Annotated in this window: 20 protein-coding genes; 6 read left to right on the top strand and 14 right to left on the bottom strand. The window is 70.3% G+C overall.

Translation table 11 applies throughout. The features are described from left to right. Nucleotides 1-76 precede the first annotated feature (76 nt). Together smc and SACAZDRAFT_RS18380 are read right to left on the bottom strand one after the other, a co-directional pair. On the bottom strand, nucleotides 77-3676 hold the full coding sequence (smc, locus tag SACAZDRAFT_RS18385) for a chromosome segregation protein SMC (protein ID WP_005444155.1): 3600 nt from the start codon (nucleotides 3674-3676) through the stop codon (nucleotides 77-79). Between the two features lie 204 nt (nucleotides 3677-3880). Beyond that, complete coding sequence (locus SACAZDRAFT_RS18380; RefSeq protein ID WP_232286436.1) at nucleotides 3881-4120, bottom strand: acylphosphatase; 240 nt, start codon at nucleotides 4118-4120, stop codon at nucleotides 3881-3883. Nucleotides 4121-4303: 183 nt separating this feature from the next. On the opposite strand from SACAZDRAFT_RS18380, the gene SACAZDRAFT_RS18375 reads away from it, so the two are divergent. From SACAZDRAFT_RS18375 to SACAZDRAFT_RS18365, 3 genes are all read left to right on the top strand, one after another. Further along, entirely contained in the window at nucleotides 4304-5002 is a 699-nt protein-coding gene (locus SACAZDRAFT_RS18375; RefSeq protein ID WP_005444153.1) for a hypothetical protein, read from the top strand. A gap of 191 nt (nucleotides 5003-5193) precedes the next feature. Further along, on the top strand, nucleotides 5194-6486 hold the full coding sequence (locus tag SACAZDRAFT_RS18370; protein WP_005444152.1) for an ROK family protein: 1293 nt from the start codon (nucleotides 5194-5196) through the stop codon (nucleotides 6484-6486). 138 nt (nucleotides 6487-6624) lie between these two features. Next, entirely contained in the window at nucleotides 6625-7143 is a 519-nt protein-coding gene (locus tag SACAZDRAFT_RS18365) for a general stress protein (RefSeq protein WP_005444150.1), read from the top strand. An 8-nt stretch (nucleotides 7144-7151) separates the two neighbouring features. Here SACAZDRAFT_RS18365 and SACAZDRAFT_RS18360 read toward each other — a convergent pair whose 3' ends face one another. The 9 genes from SACAZDRAFT_RS18360 to rsmD form a co-directional block, all read right to left on the bottom strand. Further along, nucleotides 7152-8300 carry a DUF1700 domain-containing protein gene (locus SACAZDRAFT_RS18360; protein WP_005444149.1) on the bottom strand — a complete coding sequence of 383 codons (1149 nt, stop codon included), beginning with the start codon at nucleotides 8298-8300 and terminating at the stop codon, nucleotides 7152-7154. After that, complete coding sequence (locus SACAZDRAFT_RS18355; protein ID WP_005444148.1) at nucleotides 8297-8620, bottom strand: PadR family transcriptional regulator; 324 nt, start codon at nucleotides 8618-8620, stop codon at nucleotides 8297-8299. Before SACAZDRAFT_RS18355 ends, SACAZDRAFT_RS18360 begins: the two co-directional genes overlap by 4 nt. Nucleotides 8621-8792: 172 nt before the next feature. Then, entirely contained in the window at nucleotides 8793-9659 is an 867-nt protein-coding gene (gene mutM / locus SACAZDRAFT_RS18350; RefSeq protein ID WP_005444147.1) for a bifunctional DNA-formamidopyrimidine glycosylase/DNA-(apurinic or apyrimidinic site) lyase, read from the bottom strand. Nucleotides 9660-9663: 4 nt separating this feature from the next. Further along, nucleotides 9664-10416, bottom strand: a complete 753-nt coding sequence (gene rnc / locus SACAZDRAFT_RS18345) for a ribonuclease III (protein ID WP_005444146.1) — start codon at nucleotides 10414-10416, stop codon at nucleotides 9664-9666. An 11-nt stretch (nucleotides 10417-10427) separates the two neighbouring features. Next, complete coding sequence (gene rpmF, locus SACAZDRAFT_RS22640) at nucleotides 10428-10610, bottom strand: 50S ribosomal protein L32 (RefSeq protein ID WP_005444145.1); 183 nt, start codon at nucleotides 10608-10610, stop codon at nucleotides 10428-10430. 78 nt (nucleotides 10611-10688) lie between these two features. Next, on the bottom strand, nucleotides 10689-11291 hold the full coding sequence (locus tag SACAZDRAFT_RS18340; protein WP_005444144.1) for a YceD family protein: 603 nt from the start codon (nucleotides 11289-11291) through the stop codon (nucleotides 10689-10691). Between the two features lie 119 nt (nucleotides 11292-11410). Next, nucleotides 11411-12100 carry an ATP synthase F0 subunit B gene (locus SACAZDRAFT_RS18335; protein ID WP_037295079.1) on the bottom strand — a complete coding sequence of 230 codons (690 nt, stop codon included), beginning with the start codon at nucleotides 12098-12100 and terminating at the stop codon, nucleotides 11411-11413. 228 nt (nucleotides 12101-12328) lie between these two features. Continuing rightward, complete coding sequence (gene coaD, locus SACAZDRAFT_RS18330; RefSeq protein WP_005448574.1) at nucleotides 12329-12811, bottom strand: pantetheine-phosphate adenylyltransferase; 483 nt, start codon at nucleotides 12809-12811, stop codon at nucleotides 12329-12331. A gap of 83 nt (nucleotides 12812-12894) precedes the next feature. Continuing rightward, nucleotides 12895-13452 carry a 16S rRNA (guanine(966)-N(2))-methyltransferase RsmD gene (gene rsmD, locus SACAZDRAFT_RS18325; protein WP_005444139.1) on the bottom strand — a complete coding sequence of 186 codons (558 nt, stop codon included), beginning with the start codon at nucleotides 13450-13452 and terminating at the stop codon, nucleotides 12895-12897. A 108-nt stretch (nucleotides 13453-13560) separates the two neighbouring features. Here rsmD and SACAZDRAFT_RS18320 point away from each other — a divergent pair, with 108 nt between their 5' ends. Next, entirely contained in the window at nucleotides 13561-15675 is a 2115-nt protein-coding gene (locus SACAZDRAFT_RS18320) for a HelD family protein (RefSeq protein ID WP_005444138.1), read from the top strand. 247 nt (nucleotides 15676-15922) lie between these two features. Next, nucleotides 15923-16633: a SagB family peptide dehydrogenase gene (locus SACAZDRAFT_RS18315; protein ID WP_005444137.1), complete on the top strand. Its 711-nt coding sequence runs from the start codon at nucleotides 15923-15925 to the stop codon at nucleotides 16631-16633. Nucleotides 16634-16689: 56 nt separating this feature from the next. Here the strand turns inward: SACAZDRAFT_RS18315 and SACAZDRAFT_RS18310 are convergent, their stop codons facing one another. The 3 genes from SACAZDRAFT_RS18310 to SACAZDRAFT_RS18300 all read right to left on the bottom strand — a co-directional run bounded on the left by SACAZDRAFT_RS18310 (nucleotide 16690) and on the right by SACAZDRAFT_RS18300 (nucleotide 20009). Further along, nucleotides 16690-17661, bottom strand: coding sequence for a hypothetical protein (locus tag SACAZDRAFT_RS18310; RefSeq protein WP_005444136.1), 972 nt, complete (start codon nucleotides 17659-17661; stop codon nucleotides 16690-16692). Between the two features lie 37 nt (nucleotides 17662-17698). Continuing rightward, on the bottom strand, nucleotides 17699-19264 hold the full coding sequence (locus SACAZDRAFT_RS18305) for a DUF6801 domain-containing protein (protein WP_005444135.1): 1566 nt from the start codon (nucleotides 19262-19264) through the stop codon (nucleotides 17699-17701). 124 nt (nucleotides 19265-19388) lie between these two features. After that, entirely contained in the window at nucleotides 19389-20009 is a 621-nt protein-coding gene (locus SACAZDRAFT_RS18300) for a hypothetical protein (RefSeq protein ID WP_005444134.1), read from the bottom strand. Between the two features lie 470 nt (nucleotides 20010-20479). On the opposite strand from SACAZDRAFT_RS18300, the gene SACAZDRAFT_RS18295 reads away from it, so the two are divergent. Continuing rightward, on the top strand, nucleotides 20480-21283 hold the full coding sequence (locus tag SACAZDRAFT_RS18295; RefSeq protein ID WP_005444133.1) for an MlaE family ABC transporter permease: 804 nt from the start codon (nucleotides 20480-20482) through the stop codon (nucleotides 21281-21283). Nucleotides 21284-21287 lie beyond the last annotated feature (4 nt).

The following is a 21287-nucleotide window of genomic DNA, read 5'->3' as shown; positions in this document are numbered from 1 at the left end:
ATCACTCCGCTCCGACGGGTCCCCTCGGACGGATTCGCTCGGTTCACCCGGGTCCGGACGTGCGTGCGGTGCGCTCCTACGCCGGCTGCTCCACCGCGTCGGGTGCGCGCAGGCGCTGCGAGATCACCTTCGTGATGCCGTCACCCTGCATGCTGACGCCGTAGAGCGCGTCGGCGATCTCCATCGTGGGCTTCTGGTGGGTGATGATGATGAGCTGCGAGCTCTCGCGCAGCTGTTCGAGCAGCCCGATCAGCCTGCGCATGTTGGTGTCGTCGAGGGCGGCCTCGACCTCGTCCATCACGTAGAACGGCGACGGCCTCGCGCGGAAGATCGCCACGAGCATCGCCACCGCCACGAGCGACTTCTCGCCACCGGAGAGCAGGGACAGCCGCTTGACCTTCTTCCCCGGCGGCCTCGCCTCCACGTCGACGCCCGTGGTGAGCATGTCGTCGGGCTCGGTCAGCACCATGCGCCCCTCCCCGCCGGGGAAGAGGACGGAGAACACGGTCTCGAACTCCCGCGCCACGTCGTGGTAGGCCTCGGTGAAGACCTCCAGGATCTTGTCGTCGACCTCCTTGACGACCGTCAGCAGGTCCTTGCGGGTGTCCTTCAGATCCTCCAGCTGGGTGGACAGGAACTTGTAGCGCTCCTCCAGCGCGGCGAACTCCTCCAGCGCCAACGGGTTGACCTTGCCCAGCTGGGCGAGGTCGCGCTCGGCCCGCTTGGCCCGCCGGGCCTGCGTGTCCCGGTCGTACGGGATCGGCTGCGGAGCCATCACCGTCTCACCGCGTTCCTTGGCGGCCTCGTACTCGGCCACCTCGCCCGGGCCGGGCGGCACGGGCACGTCCGGCCCGTACTCGGCCACGAGGTCGTCCAGCGCGATGCCGAACTCCTCGGTGATCCGGGCTTCGAGCTGTTCGAGGCGCAGTCGCTGTTCGGCTCGCTGCACCTCGTCGCGGTGCACGGCGTCGGTGAGCTTCTCCAGTTCCACCGTCAGCTCCCGCACCCGGTTGCGCACCTGGCTCAGCGCCTGCTCGGTGTGCTCGCGGCGGGCCTGGATGGCGTCGCGTTCCGCGGCGGCCCGCTGCAGCGACCCCTCGATGCGGTCGAGCGCGGCTTCACCACCCTCCACGACGGCCGCCGCGATGGCCGCGCCCCGCTCGCGTGCGCGACGCGCCTTCTCCGCCCGCTCCCGCGCCTGGCGTTCCGCCTCGGCAGCGCGCCGCAGCGAATCGGCCTTGCCCGCGAGGCTCCTGGCGCGTTCCTCGGCGGTGCGCAGGCCGAGGCGGGCGTCCATCTCCTCCTGCCGCACCTCCGCCAGAGCCTCGACCGCCTCGTCGCGTTCGCTCGTGTCGACGTCCTCGTCCACCGGTTGGTCGGAGATCGCGGCGAGCCGCTCCTCCAGTTCCGCCAACTGCGCGAGGACGGTCTCGCGGGTGCTCTCCACCTTCGCGCGCTGCGCGGTGAGGCGCTCGACCTCCGCCTGCGCGGAGCGGGCGGCCTTCTCCAGGCTGGACAGGCGTTCCGCCGAGCGGGCCCTGCGGACCCTGCCCTCGTTGACGGCTTCCTTGGCCTGCTCCAGTTCGGCCCGGCGCGCCTGCTGCTCGGCGCGGGCCCCCTCGAGTTCGGCCGCGGTGCGTTCGAAGGCGCGTTCGGCCTCGACGAGCCGGTCCTGCGCCTCGTCGACCGCGGCCTGCACCTCGATGACGCTCTCGTCGCGCGCCGAACCGCCGGTGGCCCAGTGCGTGCCCAACACGTCGCCGTCACTCGTGACGGCCGTGACCTCCGGATACGCCCCCACCAGCCGGCGGGCGTCGTCGAGCGAGGGCACGACGGCGACCCGGTCGAGCGCGTGTTCCACGGCGGGCCGCAACGCCTCCGGGGCGGCGACCACCTCGCGAGCCCAGCGCGCGTCCGCGGGCAGCACCGGCCAGCTCGCCGGGTCGCTCGCCGTCGCGGGGCCACCGACCAGCAGCCCCGCGCGTCCGGCGTCGTTGTCCTTGAGGAAACGCAACGCGGCGACGGCGTTGTCACCCTGCGCCACCGCCACGGCGTCGGCCACCGGTCCCAACGCGGCCGCGAGCGCGACCTCGTAGCCGGGGTCCACGGTCAGCAGGGCGGCCACGGAACCGAGCAGCCCCGCGACGTCGTCGGCGGCGCCGAGCAGGGCTCCCGCACCGTCCTTGCGCGCCAGTCCCATGGAGAGCGCGTCGACCCGCGCCTTCTCCGACGCGATCTCACGTTCCGCGGCGCGCTCGGCCTTGACCAGCTCCTCGACCCTGGCCTTCGCGGCCTTGTGGGCCTCCACCGCCTGGTCGTGCCGTTCCCGCAGACTCTCGTCGTCGGAGTCCTCGACCCCGCCCTCGGCGCGGGCTTCCTCCACGCTCTCGGCGGCGGCCTCGGCCCGGGCGACCGCGTCGGCGATGCCGCTGCTCAGTCGCTCGATCTCCTCGGCAGTGGCGCTGCTCTTGCTCCGCAGGGCCTCCACCTGGCCCGACAGCTTGGCGATCCCCTCGCGACGGTCGGCGATCGCCCGCACGGCGGCGAGATGCGCGCGTTCGGCCGCCTGCACGACCTGTTCGAGGTGTTCGCGCCGCTCCACCACCTCGGCGAGCAGGGCACGGGCCTCGGAGACCGCCTCCGTCAGTTCGGCTTCCCGCTCGGCGACCCGCTCCGCCTCGGCGAGCAGCTCCTCCGGATCGCGGCCCGTCCCGCCGGTGTCCACCTCGGCCGACAGATGCCGCCGACGCTCCGCCGCGAGACGCACGGTGCCCCGCAGCCGCTCGGCCAGTGCGGACAGCTTGTACCAGGTGTCCTGTGCGGCGGTCAGCTTCGGCGCGTCCTCGGCGAGCGTCGCCTCCAGCTCCGTCTGTTCGGAGACGACGAACTCCAGCGTCTGCTCCACCTCGGCGCGGCGTTCCCGGGCGGCTTTCTCGTCGGCTTCGTCCTTCTCGATGTCCCGGCGCTGCGTCACCAGGTCGTCGGCGTAGAGCCGCAGCTTCGCGTCCCGCAGCTCCGCCTGCACCGCCTGCGCCCGGCGCGCGATCGCCGCCTGCTTGCCCAGCGGCTTCAGCTGACGGCGCAGCTCGGCGGTGAGGTCGTTGAGGCGATCGAGGTTGGCCTGCATCGCGGTGAGCTTGCGGAGCGCCTTCTCCTTGCGCTTGCGGTGCTTGAGCACCCCGGCCGCCTCCTCGATGAAGGCGCGGCGTTCCTCGGGCTTGGCCTGCAGGATCTCCGACAGCTGTCCCTGCCCCACGATGACGTGCATCTCGCGGCCGATACCGGAGTCGGACAGCAGTTCCTGGATGTCGAGCAGGCGGCACGTGCTGCCGTTGATCTCGTACTCGCTCGCGCCGTCGCGGTACATGCGGCGCGTGATCGACACCTCGGTGTACTCGATGGGCAGCGCGCCGTCGGCGTTGTCGATCGTGAGCGTCACCTCGGCACGGCCGAGCGGGGCGCGGCCCGCGGTGCCGGCGAAGATGACGTCCTCCATCTTGCCGCCCCGCAGATCCTTGGCGCCCTGCGTCCCCATCACCCAGCGCAGCGCGTCGAGCACGTTGGACTTACCGGAACCGTTGGGGCCGACGACGCACGTGATGCCCGGCTCGAACCGCAGGGTGGTCGCCGACGCGAAGGACTTGAAGCCCTTGAGCGTCAAGCTTTTCAGGTGCACGCGGTGTAGACCTTTCCCGTTGCGACTCCCGTACCGACCGACCTCGGGGCGACTCCCTCGGGCCGTGTTCTCCCCGGTACTCGCTGTCCGATCGGCTGATGTTACCGGCGAGCACGTCGTGGTCGTGGTAGGCGGGCGTCGGCGTGGCACCCTCCGCCCGGAACGTGCGCTGTCCGGGAAACGCCACGTCGGGGGGCCAGGGGATCAGCGTTCGACGAAGCCCGTGAGGCCGCCGCGCGGAGACGCCCACAGCTCCGCCACGTGGTCCACTCGACCGGGTGATTCTCCCGAGCGGAGTGCGCTCAGCAACCGCTCGCAGGCCGGGCGCGGGCCCTCGGCCACGACCTCCACCCGCCCGTCCGGGAGGTTCGTCGCCCGCCCGACCAGGCCCAGCTCCAGCGCGCGACTCCTGGTCCACCAGCGGAAACCCACACCCTGCACCATCCCGTGCACCCACGCCGTCAGTCGCACCGTCTCCGTTTCACCCGTCACCCGTTCATCGTCGCGCACTCCGACCTCGCGCGAGGCGTCGGATCGCGTGGGTGAGCTCGTTCGCGACCCGTTCCCAGCCGGTGATACTGTGCCGCGCGAACACTCGGGGGCTCGACGCATCTCCGAAGGAGTCGCATGACCACCTCGCCAGGGCAGCAACCACGCGACCAGGTCGCGCCGCCCCGCGAGTCCGCAGGACGGCTGCACCGCACCGGCTATCTCGCCCTCGCCGCCAGTGGCCTCGCGCTGTGCACGGCGTTCGCGGCGGTCGCGCAGATCGTCCAGCCCGAGAGCACCGGGAACACGCAGACCACGCAGACGGGCCGCTCGTCGGGAGGCGGCGAACCGGCGGAGATCGTGCCCGGTCAGGCCGAACCCGCCGAGACGACCGTCGTGATCGACGGCGTCGCCGTCACCGGTTCGATCTCCGCCACGTCGGAGACGCCGACCACGGTGATCACCACCGACGAGAACGGCACCCGCCACACCACGGTGCACACGCCGTCGCCGAGCCAGCCGACGCGGAGCTCCGACAACGGCGGCGGTGGCAGCACCAAGCCCGAGCCGACCGGCCCGACGGACGACCCCGGCCCGAACCCGACCGACCCTCCAGAGCCTTCGGACTCCGCCCCCTCGGAGCCCGATCCCGAGCCCGACCCCACGGACCCGGAGCCGGAGCCGTCGACTCCCAACCCGTCCGACGGCACCTCGCCGCCCGCGGGAAGCTCCTCCCCTGCGGGCGCGCCGTCGAGCACGGAGCAGCGCAGTGACACGTCGACGACCGGCGCGACATCGACGGCCCAGCCGTCCGGGACGGCTACCTCCACGTCCTGACGTCATCAGTCCGTGGCGCGTTCGCCACTCGAACGGCCTAGCCACTGCTGACAATTGTGGCCCCTGCCACCCAAGCTGAGAAGCGAAATGCCATCCTTAGGATTTCGATCTACCCTCTAATGTCTGAAGCAAACAGAAGTTGTGCGGTTTCAGATATATGATGGGGGGACTCAGACATAAGGGGGTCCGCGGTGGAAGAGCCCAGTCCCGAGCTGCTGGAGAGCTACACACGCCTCCTCGATCTCGTGCGCAGCGGCGCCGCCGACACGCGGCCCGCGCTGAGTCAGCGCACCGGGCTCGGCCGCACGGCCATCACCCAACGCACCACCACGCTCCTCGACGCAGGGCTCTTGGAAGAGGGCGAGCTCAACCCGTCGACGGGTGGCCGTCAGGCTCGCACGCTGCGGTTCCGCAAGAACGCCGGGCGCCTGCTCACCGCGGAACTCGGCGCCACCAGCTTCACCGCCGGCGTCACCGACCTGATGGGCACGGTGCTCACCATGACGCACCGCGACTGCGACATCGCGCGAGGCCCCGACCCCGTGCTGACGGAGGTCGAGGCGACGCTCGACACGCTGCTGGCCGAGCTCGGCGACACGCCGAAGGACGTCTGGGGAATCGGCCTCGGGCTGCCCGGTCCCGTGGAGTTCGCCACCGCGCGGCCCTCGGAACCGCCGATCATGCCGGGGTGGAACAACTACCCGGTGCGCGAACGTCTCGTCGCGCACTACGACGCCCCGGTCTGGGTGGACAACGAGGTGAACCTGCTGTGTCTCGGTGAGCTCCGCACTCCCGGCCTGCCCGGCGAACTGGGTGACCTGCTGTACGTCAAGATCGGAACGGGCATCGGTGCGGGCATCAGCCACGGCGGGCAGCTCCACCGGGGCGCGCAGGGTTGCGCGGGCGACATCGGCCACGCCGCCGTGTCCGACGACAGTTCCGTGGTCTGCCGGTGCGGCAAGACCGGGTGCCTCGAAGCCGTCGCCGGAGGTGCCGCGCTGGCCAGGGACGGCGAGGAGCTGGCTCGCTCCGGCGAGAGCCCGGCACTGGCCGCCGTCCTGAACGCCCAGGGAACGATCACGGCCGCCGACGTCACCGCCGCCGCGGGCGCGGGAGACCACCACGCGGTGCAGCTCATGGTCAACGCCGGCCGGCGCATCGGCGCCATGCTCGCCACGATGGTGAACTTCTACAACCCCTCGACGATCCTGCTCGGGGGAAAGATCGCCGGCGCGGGGGACCTGTTCCTCGCCACGATCCGCGAGACGATCTACCGCCGTTCCCTGCCGCTGTCCACACGCGAGCTTCGCATCGAGAAGGCGCGCCTCGGCGAGGAAGGCGGGCTGGTCGGCGCCGCCTACATGGTGCTCGACGAGTTGTTCTCCGTGCGTCACTTCGGCAAGTGGCTGCACGCCGGTTCACCGAACGGGCTCTCCGGCATGCACGGCACCAACGGCTTCCGCGCCGGCGTGGCCGCGGTCTGACCGCGACCGGCGTCGGGTCCACCCTCGTCCCACCTGAGAACGGCCTGTGAATTGGGACCCTTCGGGCACTGTTTCACTGGTTTCCGACGTTGGAACTAGTGAAGAGCACGACAGTGTCTCACCAGAGGTGAAGGAAGCATGACCCACGCGTTCTCCCGCACGGCGTTCTCCACCACGCAGCAGACGCCGCAGCTGCCGACCATGCCCACGGGCTGGCCGATCGCCTCGTACAACAGCTACGCGGAGGCGCAGCGCGCCGTCGACCACCTCGCGGACAAGGACTTCCCGGTACAGGACGTCACCATCGTCGGTGTCGACCCGCTTCTCGTCGAACGGGTCTCCGCCCGACTGACCTGGGGCAAGGTGCTCCTCAGCGGTGCGATGTCCGGCGCCTGGTTCGGTCTGTTCGTCGGGCTGCTGCTCAGCTTCTTCACCCCCGGTGCCGGACTCGCCCCCATCCTGATCGGCCTCGTCTCCGGTGTCGCGTTCGGGATGGCCTTCTCGGCCGCGGGCTACGCCGCGACGCGCGGACGCCGCGACTTCGTCTCGCACAGTCAGCTGGTCGCCAGCCGTTACGACGTGCTGTGCCAGCCCCGCAACGCCGAGAGTGGCCGCGACCTGCTCGCCCAGCTGGCGATGAGCGCTCGCGGGTTCTGACGCGGCGCTCACTCGCCCCCGGGCACGGCCACCGTGAACGGCACCTCGTCGATCTCGTGGCAGAACGGCCGGGAGACGTTGTAGCCGTTCACGGTGCCGAACTCGTCGTACCCGCCCTGCTCGATGTGCGGACGCGGGAACTTGTTGTCCTTCCCCGTCTGGATCTTCGTCTGGGCGTGCGGGTCGCACCCGTACCGCGGCATCAGGACGGGGCTGCCGTCCTCGCCGTAGACGTAGACGTCGGTGAGCGGTTTGCCTTCGGAGTCGAACACGTACAGGTTCTCCACCTGCCGCGAGCCGTAGTACAGCGCCGGTGAGCCGTCGTCCGCGACGTTCTGGGTGGCGTAGGCGTAGTGCAGCTCGTCGGCGTACGGGTCGTCGTCACCGACGTTCTGGAGGACGTAGCCCGCCGTACCGAGTCCGGAGCCCACCACCAGAGCCGACAGCGGCACCACCACCGCCACCCACCGCAGGTCCCGCGCGGCCTTCGGCCCCGCCCACAGCGCGATCCCGGCCAGCGCCAGCAGGATCACCAGCGCGAGGATGCCGGAACTCTGCCCGACGGCGGAGGCGACGGCGAGCAGTCCCAGCAGCGCCGCCGACACCACCCACCACACGGGATTGAGCATCTGCAGGAGTCGCACACCGCGCGACGCCGCGTTCTTGGCGCCACGCAGTTCCGCGAGCTTGCGGACCTCGGGCAGGGCCCGCAGGTCCTGCGTTCCCCGGACGACGAGATAACCGGCCGCGCCGCCCACGAGCACGATGGTGAGCGCCAGCAACGGCAGCGCGTCGTCGCCGGTGAGGTCGACTGCCAGCACCATTCCCGTGGCGGCCGCGCAGATCGTGGCCGCGAGCAGCCCCGCCAGGACGGCCCGGGCGAGCGCCGTGCGCGGCTTCTCGGCACGCGCGCTCTCGTTCGGCGCGGGCGGGTACTCCCCCGCCGCGCGGACCTCGGCGGCGTAGCTCTCCGGCTCACCGAGTTCCTCGGTCATCGCGGCGACGCTCGCCCGGTCCCCCAGACTGTCGACGAGCTCCGCGAGGTGAGGGCGGACGTCCTCGACGATCTCGTCGATCTCCGCCGAGGGCAGGTCGGACAACGCCGTCCGCACGCGAGCCAGGTAGGCACGGACGACGGGATGAGTGTGTGCGGTCATGAGTTCTCTCCCAACAGGCGCTCCATCGTGGCCGCAAAACCGCGCCAGGTCTTCACCGAGCCCGCGAGCCGCTCGCGACCCAGCTCGTTCAGTCCGTAGTACTTGCGGTGAGGGCCCTCCTCGCTCGCCACGACGTACGTGGTGAGCAGTCCGGCCTTGTACAGCCGCCGCAACGTGCCGTACACCGACGCGTCACCGACGTCGTCCAACCCGGCCTGCCGCAATCGCCGCACCACGTCGTAGCCGTAGCCGTCGTCGTGGCGCAGCACCGCCAGTACCGCGAGGTCGAGCACGCCCTTCAGCAGTTGACTCGTCTCCACCGGCGCTCCCTCCTTGCGCAACGGACAGTACCACGCATTGCACAGTAGTGTGCATAAAACTGTTCTGCTGTCGGCAGCTGGGATGGGATTTCGCGTGGAGACGGCGCACACGGAAAGGCGCCTCACTGCGGAGTGAGCGGCCTCGTGACCCGGTGGACGACGACGAAGGCGACTAACGCCGCCGCGCTCGCGGCTTCGGCTGGCAACGCGGACAGCTGAACGACGAACGGTTCATGAACGCCTCGCGCACGATCGGCGAACCGCAGCGCCGGCACGGCTCGCCCTCACGGCCGTAGGCGTCGAGCGAACGCGAGAAGTAGCCCGACTCACCGTTGACGTTGACGTAGAGCGCGTCGAACGACGTGCCCCCCACCAGAAGCGCCTCCGCCATGACATCGGCCGCCGCGGTGAGCACGCTACGCGCCTGCGCCGCAGTGAGCCGGTCCGTGGGGCGTGCCCAGTGCAGCTGCACCCGCCACAACGCCTCGTCGGCGTAGATGTTGCCGACCCCGGACACCAACGTCTGGTCGAGCAACGCGCGTTTGACCTCGGTGCGCCGAGCCCGCAAGGCACGAGCCGCAGCGTCGACGTCGAACAACGGATCCATCGGGTCGCGCGCGATGTGGGCGACCGTCGACGGCACCACCGTGCCGTCGACCTCGACGAGTTCCGACACCGACAGGCCACCGAACGTGCGCTGGTCGACGAACCTCAGCTCCGGCCCGTCGTCGGTGAATCGGATCCGTACCCGCAGGTGCTTCTCGTCCGCCGCGTCACGCGGCTGCACGAGCATCTGACCGCTCATCCCGAGATGGGCCAGCACGGCGGAGCCATCGGCGAGATCGAACCACAGGTACTTGCCACGCCGACGCGTGGCGGTGATCTTCGCGCCGGTGAGGCGGCCGACGAAATCCGCCTCACCCGGCACGTGGCGCCGGATGGCCCTCGGGTGCAGAACCTCCACCGAGGCCACCGTGCGCCCCACGACGTGAGCTTCGAGGCCGGAGCGCACCACCTCGACCTCGGGCAACTCGGGCACGCGACTACTCCGCCTGTTCCCCGGCCTGCCCGTCCGCGGCCAACTCCTGGTCGAGCGCGCGCCAGGCCGCTTCGGCGGCCTTCTGCTCCGCTTCCTTCTTCGTGGTGCCGTCCCCGTGTCCCAGGTCACGGCCACCCACGAGGACCACCGCGCTGAACTCCTTGCGGTGGTCGGGACCGGTGTCGGCCACCTTGTACTCGGGCACGCCGAGACCCGACGACGCGGTGAGCTCCTGAAGACTGGTCTTCCAGTCCAGGCCCGCTCCACGGCGCGGCGCCTCGTCGAGCAACCTGCCGAACATGCGGTGCACCAGCGACCGCGCGGTCTCGATGCCGTGCGCGAGATAGACGGCACCGATCACGGCCTCCAGGCCGTCCGCGAGGATGCTGGCCTTGTCCCTGCCGCCGGTGAGTTCTTCCCCCTTACCGAGCAGCAGGTGGGCACCGAGCCCGCCTTCACCGAGAGTCCTCGCCACACCGGCCAGCGCGTGCATGTTGACCACGCTGGCCCGCAACTTCGCCAGCTGCCCTTCGGGCAGGTCCGGGTGCTGCCGGTACAGGTGGTCGGTCACCACGAGACCCAGCACCGCGTCGCCGAGGAACTCCAACCGTTCGTTCGGCGGGAGCCCCCCGTTCTCGTAGGCGTACGAGCGGTGGGTGAGGGCGAGGGTCAGCAGCTCGCTGTCCAGGTGGACACCGAGTGCGTCGAGAAGGGATGCGGGATCGGCTGCCGGTCCGCTAGGCGACTTACCCCCCATTCCGACCGACCTTACGCCGGCTCGACAACCTGACGGCCGGCGTACTGGCCACAGTGCGGGCAGGCGACGTGCTGCGGCTTCGGCTGACGGCAGGCGCGGTTCTGGCAGGCCACCAGCTGTACCGGGCTAGCCTTCCACTGCGAGCGGCGCGAGCGAGTGTTGGAACGCGACATCTTCCGCTTGGGGACGGCCACGGCTGGGTCTCCTCACACAGGTCTGCTCGCGGCATGCGAGCGGTCTTGCGAACTACGCCGGGCGACTGCCCGGCAGGCTTACCGGTCGGAGCCGCTCGCCGTGTCGCCACCCGGAGTGTCCTCCAAGCGCTGCACCAGCGCGGCCCACCGAGGGTCTATGGTCTCATGCCCGTGACCGGGCTCGAGATCGGCCCACTTCACGCCGCAACCCGAACACAGTCCGGCGCAGTCCTCGCTGCACAGCGGCGCGAGCGGCAGCGCCAGAACCACGGCGTCGCGGACCATCGGCTCCAGGTCGATCCAGTCGTCGACAATGCGACTGACCTCGTCTTCCTCCGTGGTCTCGTCGGTCGTGGACTCCGGGTAGGCGAACAACTCGGTGACACTCACCTCGAGGTCGTCGGCCACCGGGTCGAGGCAGCGCGAGCACTGCCCCTCGGTGTGCGCGGTCGCGGTGCCGCTCATCAGGATGCCTTCGACCACGGACTCCGCCAGCAGGTCCACGGTGATCGTCGACCCCACGGTCACCTCGACGACGTCGGGAACCCCCAGCGCCGTCTCGACCGTCAGGTCACGCCGCAACGGCAGGCTGGAACCCGGTCGGCGGCCCAGTTCATGGGTGTCGAACAGCCACGGATTGCGCGCGGCGGCGCGCTGCGGGCTGGAACTCTCGTCAGACATCGGAGCTTTCTCGAAATCGCGGTGGGTGAGCAATGCCGAGGCCGGGCACACCACTCGTCGACCCCCGACGGGGCGGAGAGCGCCGACCTCGTTCCACCAAGCCTACGCGAGTGAACAGCTCACTGTGCCTGGTAATCGTAGGCGGGCGGGCGCGTGGCCGCGGGCACCGGACCCCGCAGGTGGTTGCGGCCCGAATCCACCGTACGCAACGTGGTCGCCAGCAGGTCGGAGAACTCCGCGAGCTTGTTGTCGACGTAGACGTCGCAGTCCGCGCGCTGCCGGTCGGCTTCCTCGTGCGCCTCGTCGACGATGCGTGCCGCCTCGTTGTGCGCGGCCTGCACGACCTCCGTCTGGGACACCAGTCGTGCCTGCTCGCGCTTGCCGTCGTCGACGGCGCGCTCGTAGGCGTCGCGGCCGGCCTGCACCATGCGGTCGGCCTCCACCTGAGCGCGTTCGGTGACGTCGGCGTACTCCGCCTCCCCCGCGGCGATGGTGCGGTCGGCCTCCTCGCGGGCCTCGGCGACGATCCGCTCGGCCTCGGCGCGGGCCTCGGCCATCAGCCGCTCCGCCTCCTCGGTGGCCGACCCGACGGTCTCCTCCGCCTGCTCACGCGCCGTGCGGATGATCTCGTCACGCCGGTCGAGGACGTCCTGGGCGTCGTCCACCTCGGCGGGCAGGGAGTCACGGACGTCGTCGAGCAGTTCGAGCACGTCGCCACGCGGGACGACACAACTCGACGTCATCGGGACCCCACGGGCCTCCTCCACGATCGTGACGAGCTCGTCGAGCGCCTCGAAAACCCGGTACACGGCCACTCCCTCGCGGCATCGATTCCACGCGACGCCACTAGTCTGCCGCGTTCCGTGCCCGATCGGTGGCAACCCCGGCACCAGGCGTGTCCTCCGCAGTGACCGACCGTGGTGAACGACGTCACCGTGTCCGCGAGTCACGCACGCGTGTTCGCCCTTGCCGTACGCATGTCCGTCCCTGAGGTGCGAACACGCGTACGCAGACGGCGGACACGATGTATCGGCGGGTTACCGCTGTTGCGGGAGCTTCGCCTTGAGACGCTCGTGAACCACCTCGGGCACCATCCCGCTGACGTCGCCGCCGTACGTGGCGACCTCCTTCACCAGCGAGCTGGACAGGAAGCTGTAGGCGGGATTGTTCGACATGAGCAATGTCTCCACGCCCGACAGCTCGCGGTTCATCTGCGCCATCTGCAGCTCGTAGTCGAAGTCGCTGACCGAGCGCAGGCCCTTGGCGACCGCGGCGATGTCGTGCTTCCTGCAGTAGTCGACCAGCAGCCCGTGCCACGAGTCGACCCGCACGTTGGGCAGGTCGCGAGTCACCTCGCGGAGCATGTCGAGACGCTCCTCGACGGTGAACAGACCCTGCTTCTTCGGGTTGATGAGCACGGCCACGACGACCTCGTCGAACAACGCGGCGGCACGCTCGACGATGTCGAGGTGCCCGTTGGTCGCGGGGTCGTAGGAACCGGGACAGACCGCTCGCCGCATGGCGCGGACGCTATCAAGCACGCCGCCGCCTCGCGCAAGATGTGATCAATCGCTCGCCGCCCGTGCCACACCGGCCGCGGGCGTCACGAGCCCGGGTACTCGGCGCGGAACAGCGTGTTGTCGCCGTAGGTGCGGGTCCGCAGCACTCGCAACGTCTCCGGCCAGCGCGGGGGCCCGTCCTGCGACCGGCGTTCGACCACCACCAACGCGTTGTCCGCGAGCCAGCCGTTGTCGACCAGGCGCGTCAACACGACCCCGAGCGTCTCGGCGTCCACGGCGTACGGCGGGTCCGCGAACACCAGGTCGAACGGCGTGCCCCCCGGCTCGGCCACCACGGACTCCACCCGTCCCTGCCGCACCACGCCGCCGAGGCCCACGTTGGCGATGTTGCCGCGCAGGATGTCGGCCGCCGTCCGGTCGGCCTCCACGAACACGGCCTCCTTCGCGCCCCGCGACAGCGCCTCCAATCCCAGCGCACCCGAGCCCGAGTACAGGTCCAGTACGCGCACCCCGTCCAGTTCGTCGGCGGCCTCCAGCGCACTGAAGAGTGCCTCGCGCACCAACTCGGTCGTCGGTCGCGTTCCCTTCGGAGGAACCCGCAGCGTGCGCCCGCCTGCCAGTCCGGCCACGATCCTTGTCACAGCCCTTATGCTCGCACCCGTCCGCGAGGCGGGACTCGTCCGTGGCCGCACGCGGATCGCGTAAAGTCGTTCTTCCCCCTTCCGAGGCGACAGGTGCGAGGAGCGCGAGTGTCGGAGTCCCCGGTCAGACGGGCCGAGATCGCCATCGAACAGACTCACGTGAACCGGGTCTACGTCCGGCTCGCGGAGTTGCGCGCGCAAGCCGAAGCGATGCGCGCCCGTGGCTACGAGCTCGGCCTTGGCGCGCAGCGCGAAGCCGTGTTCGAGCAGGCTTCGATGCTCTACGAGCGCGACATGATGGTCTTCCACGCCAACCAGACCCTGCAGACTCTCGACGCCGAGTACGAGGGCTTGGTGTTCGGGCGACTGGACCACACCGACTCCGAAGCCGTCTACGTGGGCAGGTTGGGTGTCCGCGACGCGGAGTTCAACAACCTCGTCACCGACTGGCGCGCTCCGGCCGCCGCCGCGTTCTACCAGGCGACCGCCGAGGAACCGATGAACGTGGTGCGGCGCAGGGTGATTCGCTGCTCCGGCCAGTCCGTCCTCGACATCGACGACGACGTGCTGATGCCGGAGTCGGTGCCGGACGACATGAACGTGGTGGGTCAGGGAGCGCTCATGGCGGCGCTCGGCCGCTCGCGGGGCGACACGATGCGCGACATCGTGGCCACCATCCAAAAGGAACAGGACGAGGTCATCCGCGCCCCGTGGCGCGGGGTGACCGAAATCACCGGCGGACCGGGGACCGGGAAGACCGCCGTGGCACTGCACCGCGCGGCCTACCTGCTCTACCGCTACCGCCGCCAGCTGGGCGGCGCCGGCGTGCTCGTCATCGGTCCGTCGGGCGTGTTCACCAACTACATCTCCCGCGTGCTGCCGTCGATGGGCGAGACGAACGTCGAACTGCGCTCGCTCGGACAGGTGCTCGACGGCCTGGACGCCACCCGGCACGACCCCGCACCGCTGGCGGCCGTCAAGGGTTCGCTGCGCATGCGGAAGGTGCTCGGCAAGGCGATGCGCGACACCCCACCCGACGCGCCCACCGAGATGAAGATCGTCTACAAGGGCGAGGTGCTCAAGCTGAGCGCCAAGGAACTCGACCGGGTGCGGCGCAAGGTGCACGGCAACGGGGCGCCGCCGAACCGCTCGCGCGTCCGGGCCGCGGAGGCGCTGCTGGAGGCGTTGGCCGACAAGGCCGAGTCGTACGCCCACGAGGACGGCCGCGACTTCGACCGGGCCCAACTGATCACCGATCTGGGCGAACGCATCGACTTCCACCGTTTCCTGGTGGTGTGGTGGCCGGTGCTGTACCCGGCACAGATCCTGCGCTGGCTCGGCGACGAACGGCGCCTCACGCGCGCGGCGCGCACCGTGCTGTCGGCCGAGGAGATCTCGATGCTCGCGGCGTCGCTTCGCGAACCCGATCGCGAGTGGACGGTCGCCGACATCGCGCTGCTCGACGAGCTGCGCGTGCTCCTCGGTCCACCGCCGAAGCGGCGCCGCCGGTCCGACGCCGACACCGAGCCGTCCCGCGACGGGCAACACCGCAGGCCGAACCACTACGACGAGTACTCCCACGTCGTGGTCGACGAGGCGCAGGACCTCTCCCCCATGCAGTGGCGCATGGTCGGCCGTCGCGGCAAGTACGCGAGCTGGACCGTCGTGGGCGACCCCGTGCAGAGCTCCTGGCCGGACCCGGCGGAGGCCGCGAAGGCCCGCGATCAGGCCTTCGGTGCGCGTACGGCGCGCCGCCGGTACACGCTGCGCGTGAACTACCGGAACTCCGCCGAGATCTTCGACCTCGCCGCCAGGGTGGTCGCGGGGCACGCCGAACCGGACGAACTACCGCGGGCGGTACGGACCACCGGTCTGGCCCCGGAGGTCCGCCGCATCGACGCCGACGGCCGCGAGACGGCCGCCCGGCTGGCGGCGAAGGAGCTCCTCGACTCCGTCGAGGGCACCGTCGGCGTGATCTGCGCGATGGACCGGGTCGAGGAGGTCCGGCGCTGGGTCGCGGGTCAGGGCGACGACCGGCTCAGGGTCGTGGGCAGCCTCGACTCGAAGGGCCTGGAGTACGACGCTGTCGTGTTGGTCGAGCCCACCGAGCTGGTCGAGGAATCCCTGACGGGCAGGCGTGTGCTGTACGTGGCGCTGACCCGGGCGACGCAGCAGCTCACGGTGCTGGCCTCCGACGACCGCTGGCTCGCGCCGACGCCGTAACCGTTCGGGATCCCGCGACATCGTGTCCGCGAGTTAGGAACGCGTGTTCGCGCCGCACGACGCGGACACGCGTGCGCAGGACGCGGACACGGGTCGCTGAAGTGCGGACACGCGTGCGCAGGACGCGGACACGATGTTGTGGGGACGTGGATCACGTGCCCGGTATGACCGAGACAGCGCACTGGGCCACACGAACGGGTTACGATGCCGCCGTGGTCGGTGACGAGGGGAAACGACGGGAGCCGTCGTGAATGGTCGGGATACCACCGAACGCGCGTTGGCGGTCCACCGCCTGCTGAACGCGCAACTGCCTGTGCCCGCCCAGCCGTTGCCGCTGGCGCGGCGGATCGCCCTGCCGGACGTGCATCCGCCGAAGTCCGGGCTGGTGGCCACGCTCGCCCGGCGACACTCGTCGTACGACTTCTCCGAGGAGCCCCTCGAACTGCTCGAACTGAGCGCCCTGCTGCGGTTCTCGATGGGTGTGCAGCGGTTCGTGCCGGCCTACGGCGTCGAGCAGTATCCGCTGAGCATGGCGCCGAGCGCGGGCGGTCTGGACATCCTGCGCGCCTACGCGGTCGTACGCCGGGTCGCCGGACTGGACCACGGCGTGTACCGCTACGAGCCGGTGTCCCACGAGCTCGTGCAGCTCACCGACACCGACCCGGGTCCCGGGCTGGCCGAGGTGTATCTCCAGGAGGAGTTCGCGTGGCCGCCCGCCGCCACCGTGGCCATCACGGCGCGGCTCGACACGGCGTTCGACAAGTACCCCCTGCGCCACTACCGGACGCTGCACGTCGACTCCGGGGTGGCCGTGCAGAACCTCTACCTGGTGGGGACGGCGCTGGGTTTGGCCGGGTGTGCCGTGGCGGGGTTCGACGACGCCGCCGCGGGAACGCTGCTGGGCCTGCCGGAGAACGAGATCCCGACCATGCTCTTCGCGACGGGCCGCCCCGCCTGACGTCGTGGGGTCAGGCGGGGCGGCCCGCTGTCTTCTCAGGGTGAGGCCGTCGCGGCCTACTGGTGAGCGGCGTGCCAGTGCTCGGCGAGCAGGCGCCCCTGGTCCGGCGCGAACGCCGCGGGCGTGTAGAAGCCGCCGGTGGTGGTGTCGGCCGCGTCGAGCACCAGGCTGTTGGCCCCCTCGGGCGAGGGCAGTCCGAGTTGGGCGTTGACGGCCCAGTCGAGCGCACCGAACAGTCCGCAGCCGTCGGCCTCGGGCACCGCGAAGGTGTCGTCGCCCTGGTCGGCTCCGGCGAGCGCGACGTTGCTCATCGCTCCGGTGGGCTCGGCGGTGCCGTCGGGCGCGTACCGGGTGAGGGTGAGGGCCGGCTGGCTGAGGTTGCGGGGCTGCAGCAGGATCGGGTCGGAGTCCGAGCCGATGTAGCAGTTGCCGCCGAGCAACAGGTTGTCCAACCGGATCTTCACGGGCAGGGTCACGATCGGCTGCCCGACTCCGAGCCCCGCGGTGAGGCTGAAGTCGGTGGGCGTCCCGGCGGGCTCCACCGTGGCGACCACGCGGTTGAGCCTGCTGTCGGCCGCCTTCTCGCACAAGGCGGTGAGCACGGGGATCTCACTCGGGCACATGAGGTTCAGCAGCCCGCCCGGCACGGTCACCGGCTCGGCCTGGATACCGGCCCCCTCGGGTGCCACCGAGGTGTAGTTCACGCCGTCGCCCAGGAGTCCCAGCTGGAGGTCCGTTCCGGCCGTGGGCACGACCTTCTCCCCGATGGTCATCGTTCCGGATTCCGACGACGACGCCAGGCACAACGCCGCCGACTCGACGCCGTCGGCCGCGAGCATCGCCGGATCGTCGACGGGGCACCGGTCGAACGGCGCCCAGTGTCCGGCCAGCGCGTCGCCGTGGACCTCGTCCTCCGCCAGCGCCGGGCTCGCGGCGGCGGTCACGCCGGCCGCCACGAGCGCCGCGGTGGCGGCGAGCGCTCTGATGCGTCCGCCGGATCTGCCGCCGGATCGTGTCGTTCGCCTCATCGGGGTTCCTCCTTCGGGGGTTCAACGAAAGACCGGGTCAACGCTGGAGTTCGGGAGGAGCGGGCGGGCAGGTCCGCTCGGTCCGGATGTCGCAGATCGCCCCCTGCGTCATCTTCACGTAGTTGTCCTTGCCGGAGATGAGTCCGGTGAGCAGCGGGTCGAGATCCTCGCCGACTCCGCAGCCGGTGAAGGGCGGGATGTCGGTGTAGCCGTCGAGGAAGCCCCCCGCGGCCGGCGTGTAGTCGCCGGGATAGTCCGCCGTCAGTGCCACGGTGATCGGTTCCTCGGTCCGGCAGTCGTCGCCCACGTCGAGCACGACACCGTTCACGGTCACGTCGTAGACACGCACGCCGAGGGTGGCGTGGGCGACGACGGAGCCGTCGTAGGGCGCGATGACCTGCGAGCGGACGTCGATCGTCATGTCACCGATCTGGGTCAGTTCGAGGGTGGCCTCGTTGGGCATGAAGTCGAAGGCGTGGAACGCGTTGCGGGTCGGGGGAAGCTGCTTCTTGCCGTCGTGGCGCACTTCCGCGAGCGCCGTCTGGCAGAACCAGAACCACTCCGAACCGTCGTTGCACGGGGCGATGACCGGGAGGGCGAGGTTGACGATGCCGGGCTCGACGAGCGCGGCGGCGTTCATGCGGTCGAGGTTGGTGTAGCCACCGAGGTAGGCACACCAGGCGTTGTTGAGGTCGGCGAAGTCGACGCAGTCGTCGGGAATGTCCACGGGCTCGGCGTCCGTGCTGCGCCCGGTGCCGGGCTCGCCGGAGCGCTCGTTGCCGGGTCCGCGGGGATCGTCGCCGGGGTGGGTGGTCCCGTCGTCGGCCACCGTGAGGGTGGTGATGACGGTGTCCTGGTCGGGTGCGGGAACGCAGTCGAAGCCCCGGGCGGGAGGTGCCTGCCTGCGGGCCTGCGCGGCGGCGCCACCGCCGTCCGTGCCCGGCAACGTGGTGGCGTCGGGCACCGGATCAACACCGCCCCCGCCTTCCTCGTCGTCACCGTCTCCGTCTCCCTCGTCTCCGTCCCCGGGAGGCTCGACAGGGTCGGGGTCACCGCCGCCGTCGTCGGGATCCTCCGGCGGAGGCCAGCCCAGCAGCAGGTTGAAGCGGTCGGCCGACACGCGGAACTCCCCCGCACCCTCGGGGGTGATCTCGTCGGCCTCGCCGGTCGCGACGAGGGTCACCGGGCCGTCGGCGGGCAGCGGTGTCGTCGGAACCGTGAGGTCGGGCAGCAGGACGGGCTCCCCGGTCTCGTCGTCCGACGCGGCGGTTCGCTGCGCGCGCAACGTCGCCGACAGGACTCCGGTCACCTCGGTGGCACCACCCGCGGCGAGCTCGTCGACGACTTCCGCGTCCAGCGTGGTCCGGACGGTCACACCGATCGGCTCGGCCGTCGCCTCGGGCAGGGCCAGCGTCACGCGGACCCGCACGTCGCGCTGCCCCGCCTCGGTGTCGCAGTGGTACAGCAACTCGCGCGACTCGCGTTCCGAGGTCGCGCCGTCGCCGGGTTGCCCGCCCGACGCGGCCGGTGCCCACAGTCCACCGACCAGCACCGCCACTCCGAGTGCGGCGATCCGGCCGCCCCTGCTCGCTTTGCGTCCCATGTCCTCACTTCCGTTCGATGCCGCCCGCGCCGCCGGCAGCGTGCCGTGGCGCGCGACGGTGGTCGGCCCGTCCCGAAAGCAGGCCCGGACGGACCGACCACTCAGTGCCGAGTAGCGGCGACCGTCACTGGAGCGTGACGTCCTGGCCCGGGGTCACCACGTAGGCGCCCTCGAAGGTCACGTTGTCGCCCTCGTTGATCAGGCCGAAGCAGTTCGCGGCCGAATCGACCGACGTGACGGTGAGCGCGTGCGCGGAACCGTCGATCGGGTGCGGGGCCAACGTGTCGCTGGCGTTGTCGTAGGTGCCGGGGGCTTCGCCCTCGACGATGGCGTCACAGCCGGGGCCGGTCAGGTTCGCCACGACGCCGCCGATGTAGCCGGTGGTGACACCGTCCGCGTAGGACTCACCGTTGATCGACCACGGCAGGTTCTGCGGCACGACCTCGAAGGTGAGCCCCAGCGGACCCGAACAGCTGTCCCACGAGATGTCGGCGATGGTGCCGAGCTGCGCCGGGGAGCCGCTCGCGCTGCCGGCGAGGGTGCCGGACGCGTCGGATCCGGTGCAGTCCAGCGTCACGCCGTTGGCGGTGTTGGTCAGCACCGTCGTCCCCGAGGCACCGGTGTAGTCACCGCCCGGGTCGATGACCCACTCCTGCGGGGCAGCCGAGGCGGACATGGCGGTGAGACCGAGCGCGAGGGCCGCCGCGGCGCTGCCGGCGACCATGCTCAAGACACGCCTACGCATAGCGATTCCTTTCCCAGGTGAACAGGCGAACGGGCGAAAGCAAGCGACGCGGAGTGATCGATCCTGACCCGCGCGAAAACATCGGCCGACGATGCTTGCCGGTAGGAGCCAAAGCCAACCTACCAGCGAGTACGTTAGCTTCTGACTGCGTTACGAACAAGAAACATCGACGTTTCACATTCGCTCCTCGCCCTATCGGCGCAATGGTTGTCACCGACGACAGGAATTTCTTTCAGTGCTTTGTCGTGCCCGGCCAAACAACGACGCCCGACAGCGATCGGCTACGCGACCCCTCACAGTCGTACAAGAATGCTGCCGAGAACTGTCACGGAGGCACGAAGATTGCCGCGTAACCAGGACAGGGACGCGGCGTTATTGTCATCGCACGCACAGCGAGAATGCGTGCCGGAACGCGAAACGAGCGTTCCGGAAAATCTGAAACCTGGGTTTACGAACCGGAGGAGTCGCGAGTGGCCACCGACGTCGACGACGCGGCCGGGCGTTCGTTTCCCGGCGCTGCCGCGCTGAGGCAGACCGGCAGGCTGTACGCGTTGGCCCTCGATGTTCTGCGCTCCATTCCGCGCAGACCCTTCCAGTTCCGTGAATTCGTGCAGCAGTTCTGGTTCATCGCCAGTGTCTCGATCCTGCCCACCGCACTCGTCGCCATTCCGTTCGGCGGTGTCATCGCCCTGCACGTCGGGTCGCTGACCACGCAGATCGGCGCGCAGTCGTTCACGGGAGCGGCGAGCGTGCTCGCCATTATCCAGCAGGCCAGCCCGATCGTCACCGCGCTGCTCATCGCGGGCGCGGGCGGGTCGGCGATGTGTGCCGACCTGGGTTCGCGCACGATCCGCGAGGAGATCGATGCCATGGAGGTGCTCGGCGTCTCCCCGGTGCAACGACTCGTCGTGCCGCGGGTGCTCGCCGCCATGGCGGTGGCCGTGTTCCTGAACGGCATGGTGAGCGTCGTCGGGGTGTGTGGCGGCTACTTCTTCAACGTCGTCATGCAGGACGGCACACCCGGCGCCTACCTGGCGAGCTTCTCGGCGCTGGCGCAGCTTCCCGACCTGTGGATCAGCGAGATCAAGGCACTCATCTTCGGTTTCGTCGCCGGCGTCGTGGCCGCCTACCGCGGGCTCAACCCGGCGCCGGGGCCCAAGGGCGTGGGCGACGCGGTCAACCAGTCGGTGGTCATCACGTTCCTGCTGCTGTTCCTCGTGAACTTCGTGCTGACGACCGTCTACCTCCAACTCGTGCCGCCGAAGGGGATGTGAGGAC

This window comes from Saccharomonospora azurea NA-128 (assembly GCF_000231055.2).
Lineage (GTDB): Bacteria > Actinomycetota > Actinomycetes > Mycobacteriales > Pseudonocardiaceae > Saccharomonospora > Saccharomonospora azurea.
The sequence above is the reverse complement of the archived record's forward strand: the minus strand, read 5'-3'. Positions and strand labels throughout refer to the sequence as shown.

Coding starts and splice junctions, on each gene's coding strand:
- SACAZDRAFT_RS18380 (WP_232286436.1), bottom strand. CDS start 4,120: ATGGTGCAGGGTGTGGGTTTCCGCTGGTGGACCAGGAGTCGCGCGCTG.
- SACAZDRAFT_RS18375 (WP_005444153.1), top strand. CDS start 4,304: ATGACCACCTCGCCAGGGCAGCAACCACGCGACCAGGTCGCGCCGCCC.
- SACAZDRAFT_RS18365 (WP_005444150.1), top strand. CDS start 6,625: ATGACCCACGCGTTCTCCCGCACGGCGTTCTCCACCACGCAGCAGACG.
- SACAZDRAFT_RS18360 (WP_005444149.1), bottom strand. CDS start 8,300: ATGACCGCACACACTCATCCCGTCGTCCGTGCCTACCTGGCTCGCGTG.
- rnc (WP_005444146.1), bottom strand. CDS start 10,416: ATGGGGGGTAAGTCGCCTAGCGGACCGGCAGCCGATCCCGCATCCCTT.
- SACAZDRAFT_RS18340 (WP_005444144.1), bottom strand. CDS start 11,291: ATGTCTGACGAGAGTTCCAGCCCGCAGCGCGCCGCCGCGCGCAATCCG.
- coaD (WP_005448574.1), bottom strand. CDS start 12,811: ATGCGGCGAGCGGTCTGTCCCGGTTCCTACGACCCCGCGACCAACGGG.
- SACAZDRAFT_RS18310 (WP_005444136.1), bottom strand. CDS start 17,661: ATGAGGCGAACGACACGATCCGGCGGCAGATCCGGCGGACGCATCAGA.
- SACAZDRAFT_RS18305 (WP_005444135.1), bottom strand. CDS start 19,264: ATGGGACGCAAAGCGAGCAGGGGCGGCCGGATCGCCGCACTCGGAGTG.
- SACAZDRAFT_RS18300 (WP_005444134.1), bottom strand. CDS start 20,009: ATGCGTAGGCGTGTCTTGAGCATGGTCGCCGGCAGCGCCGCGGCGGCC.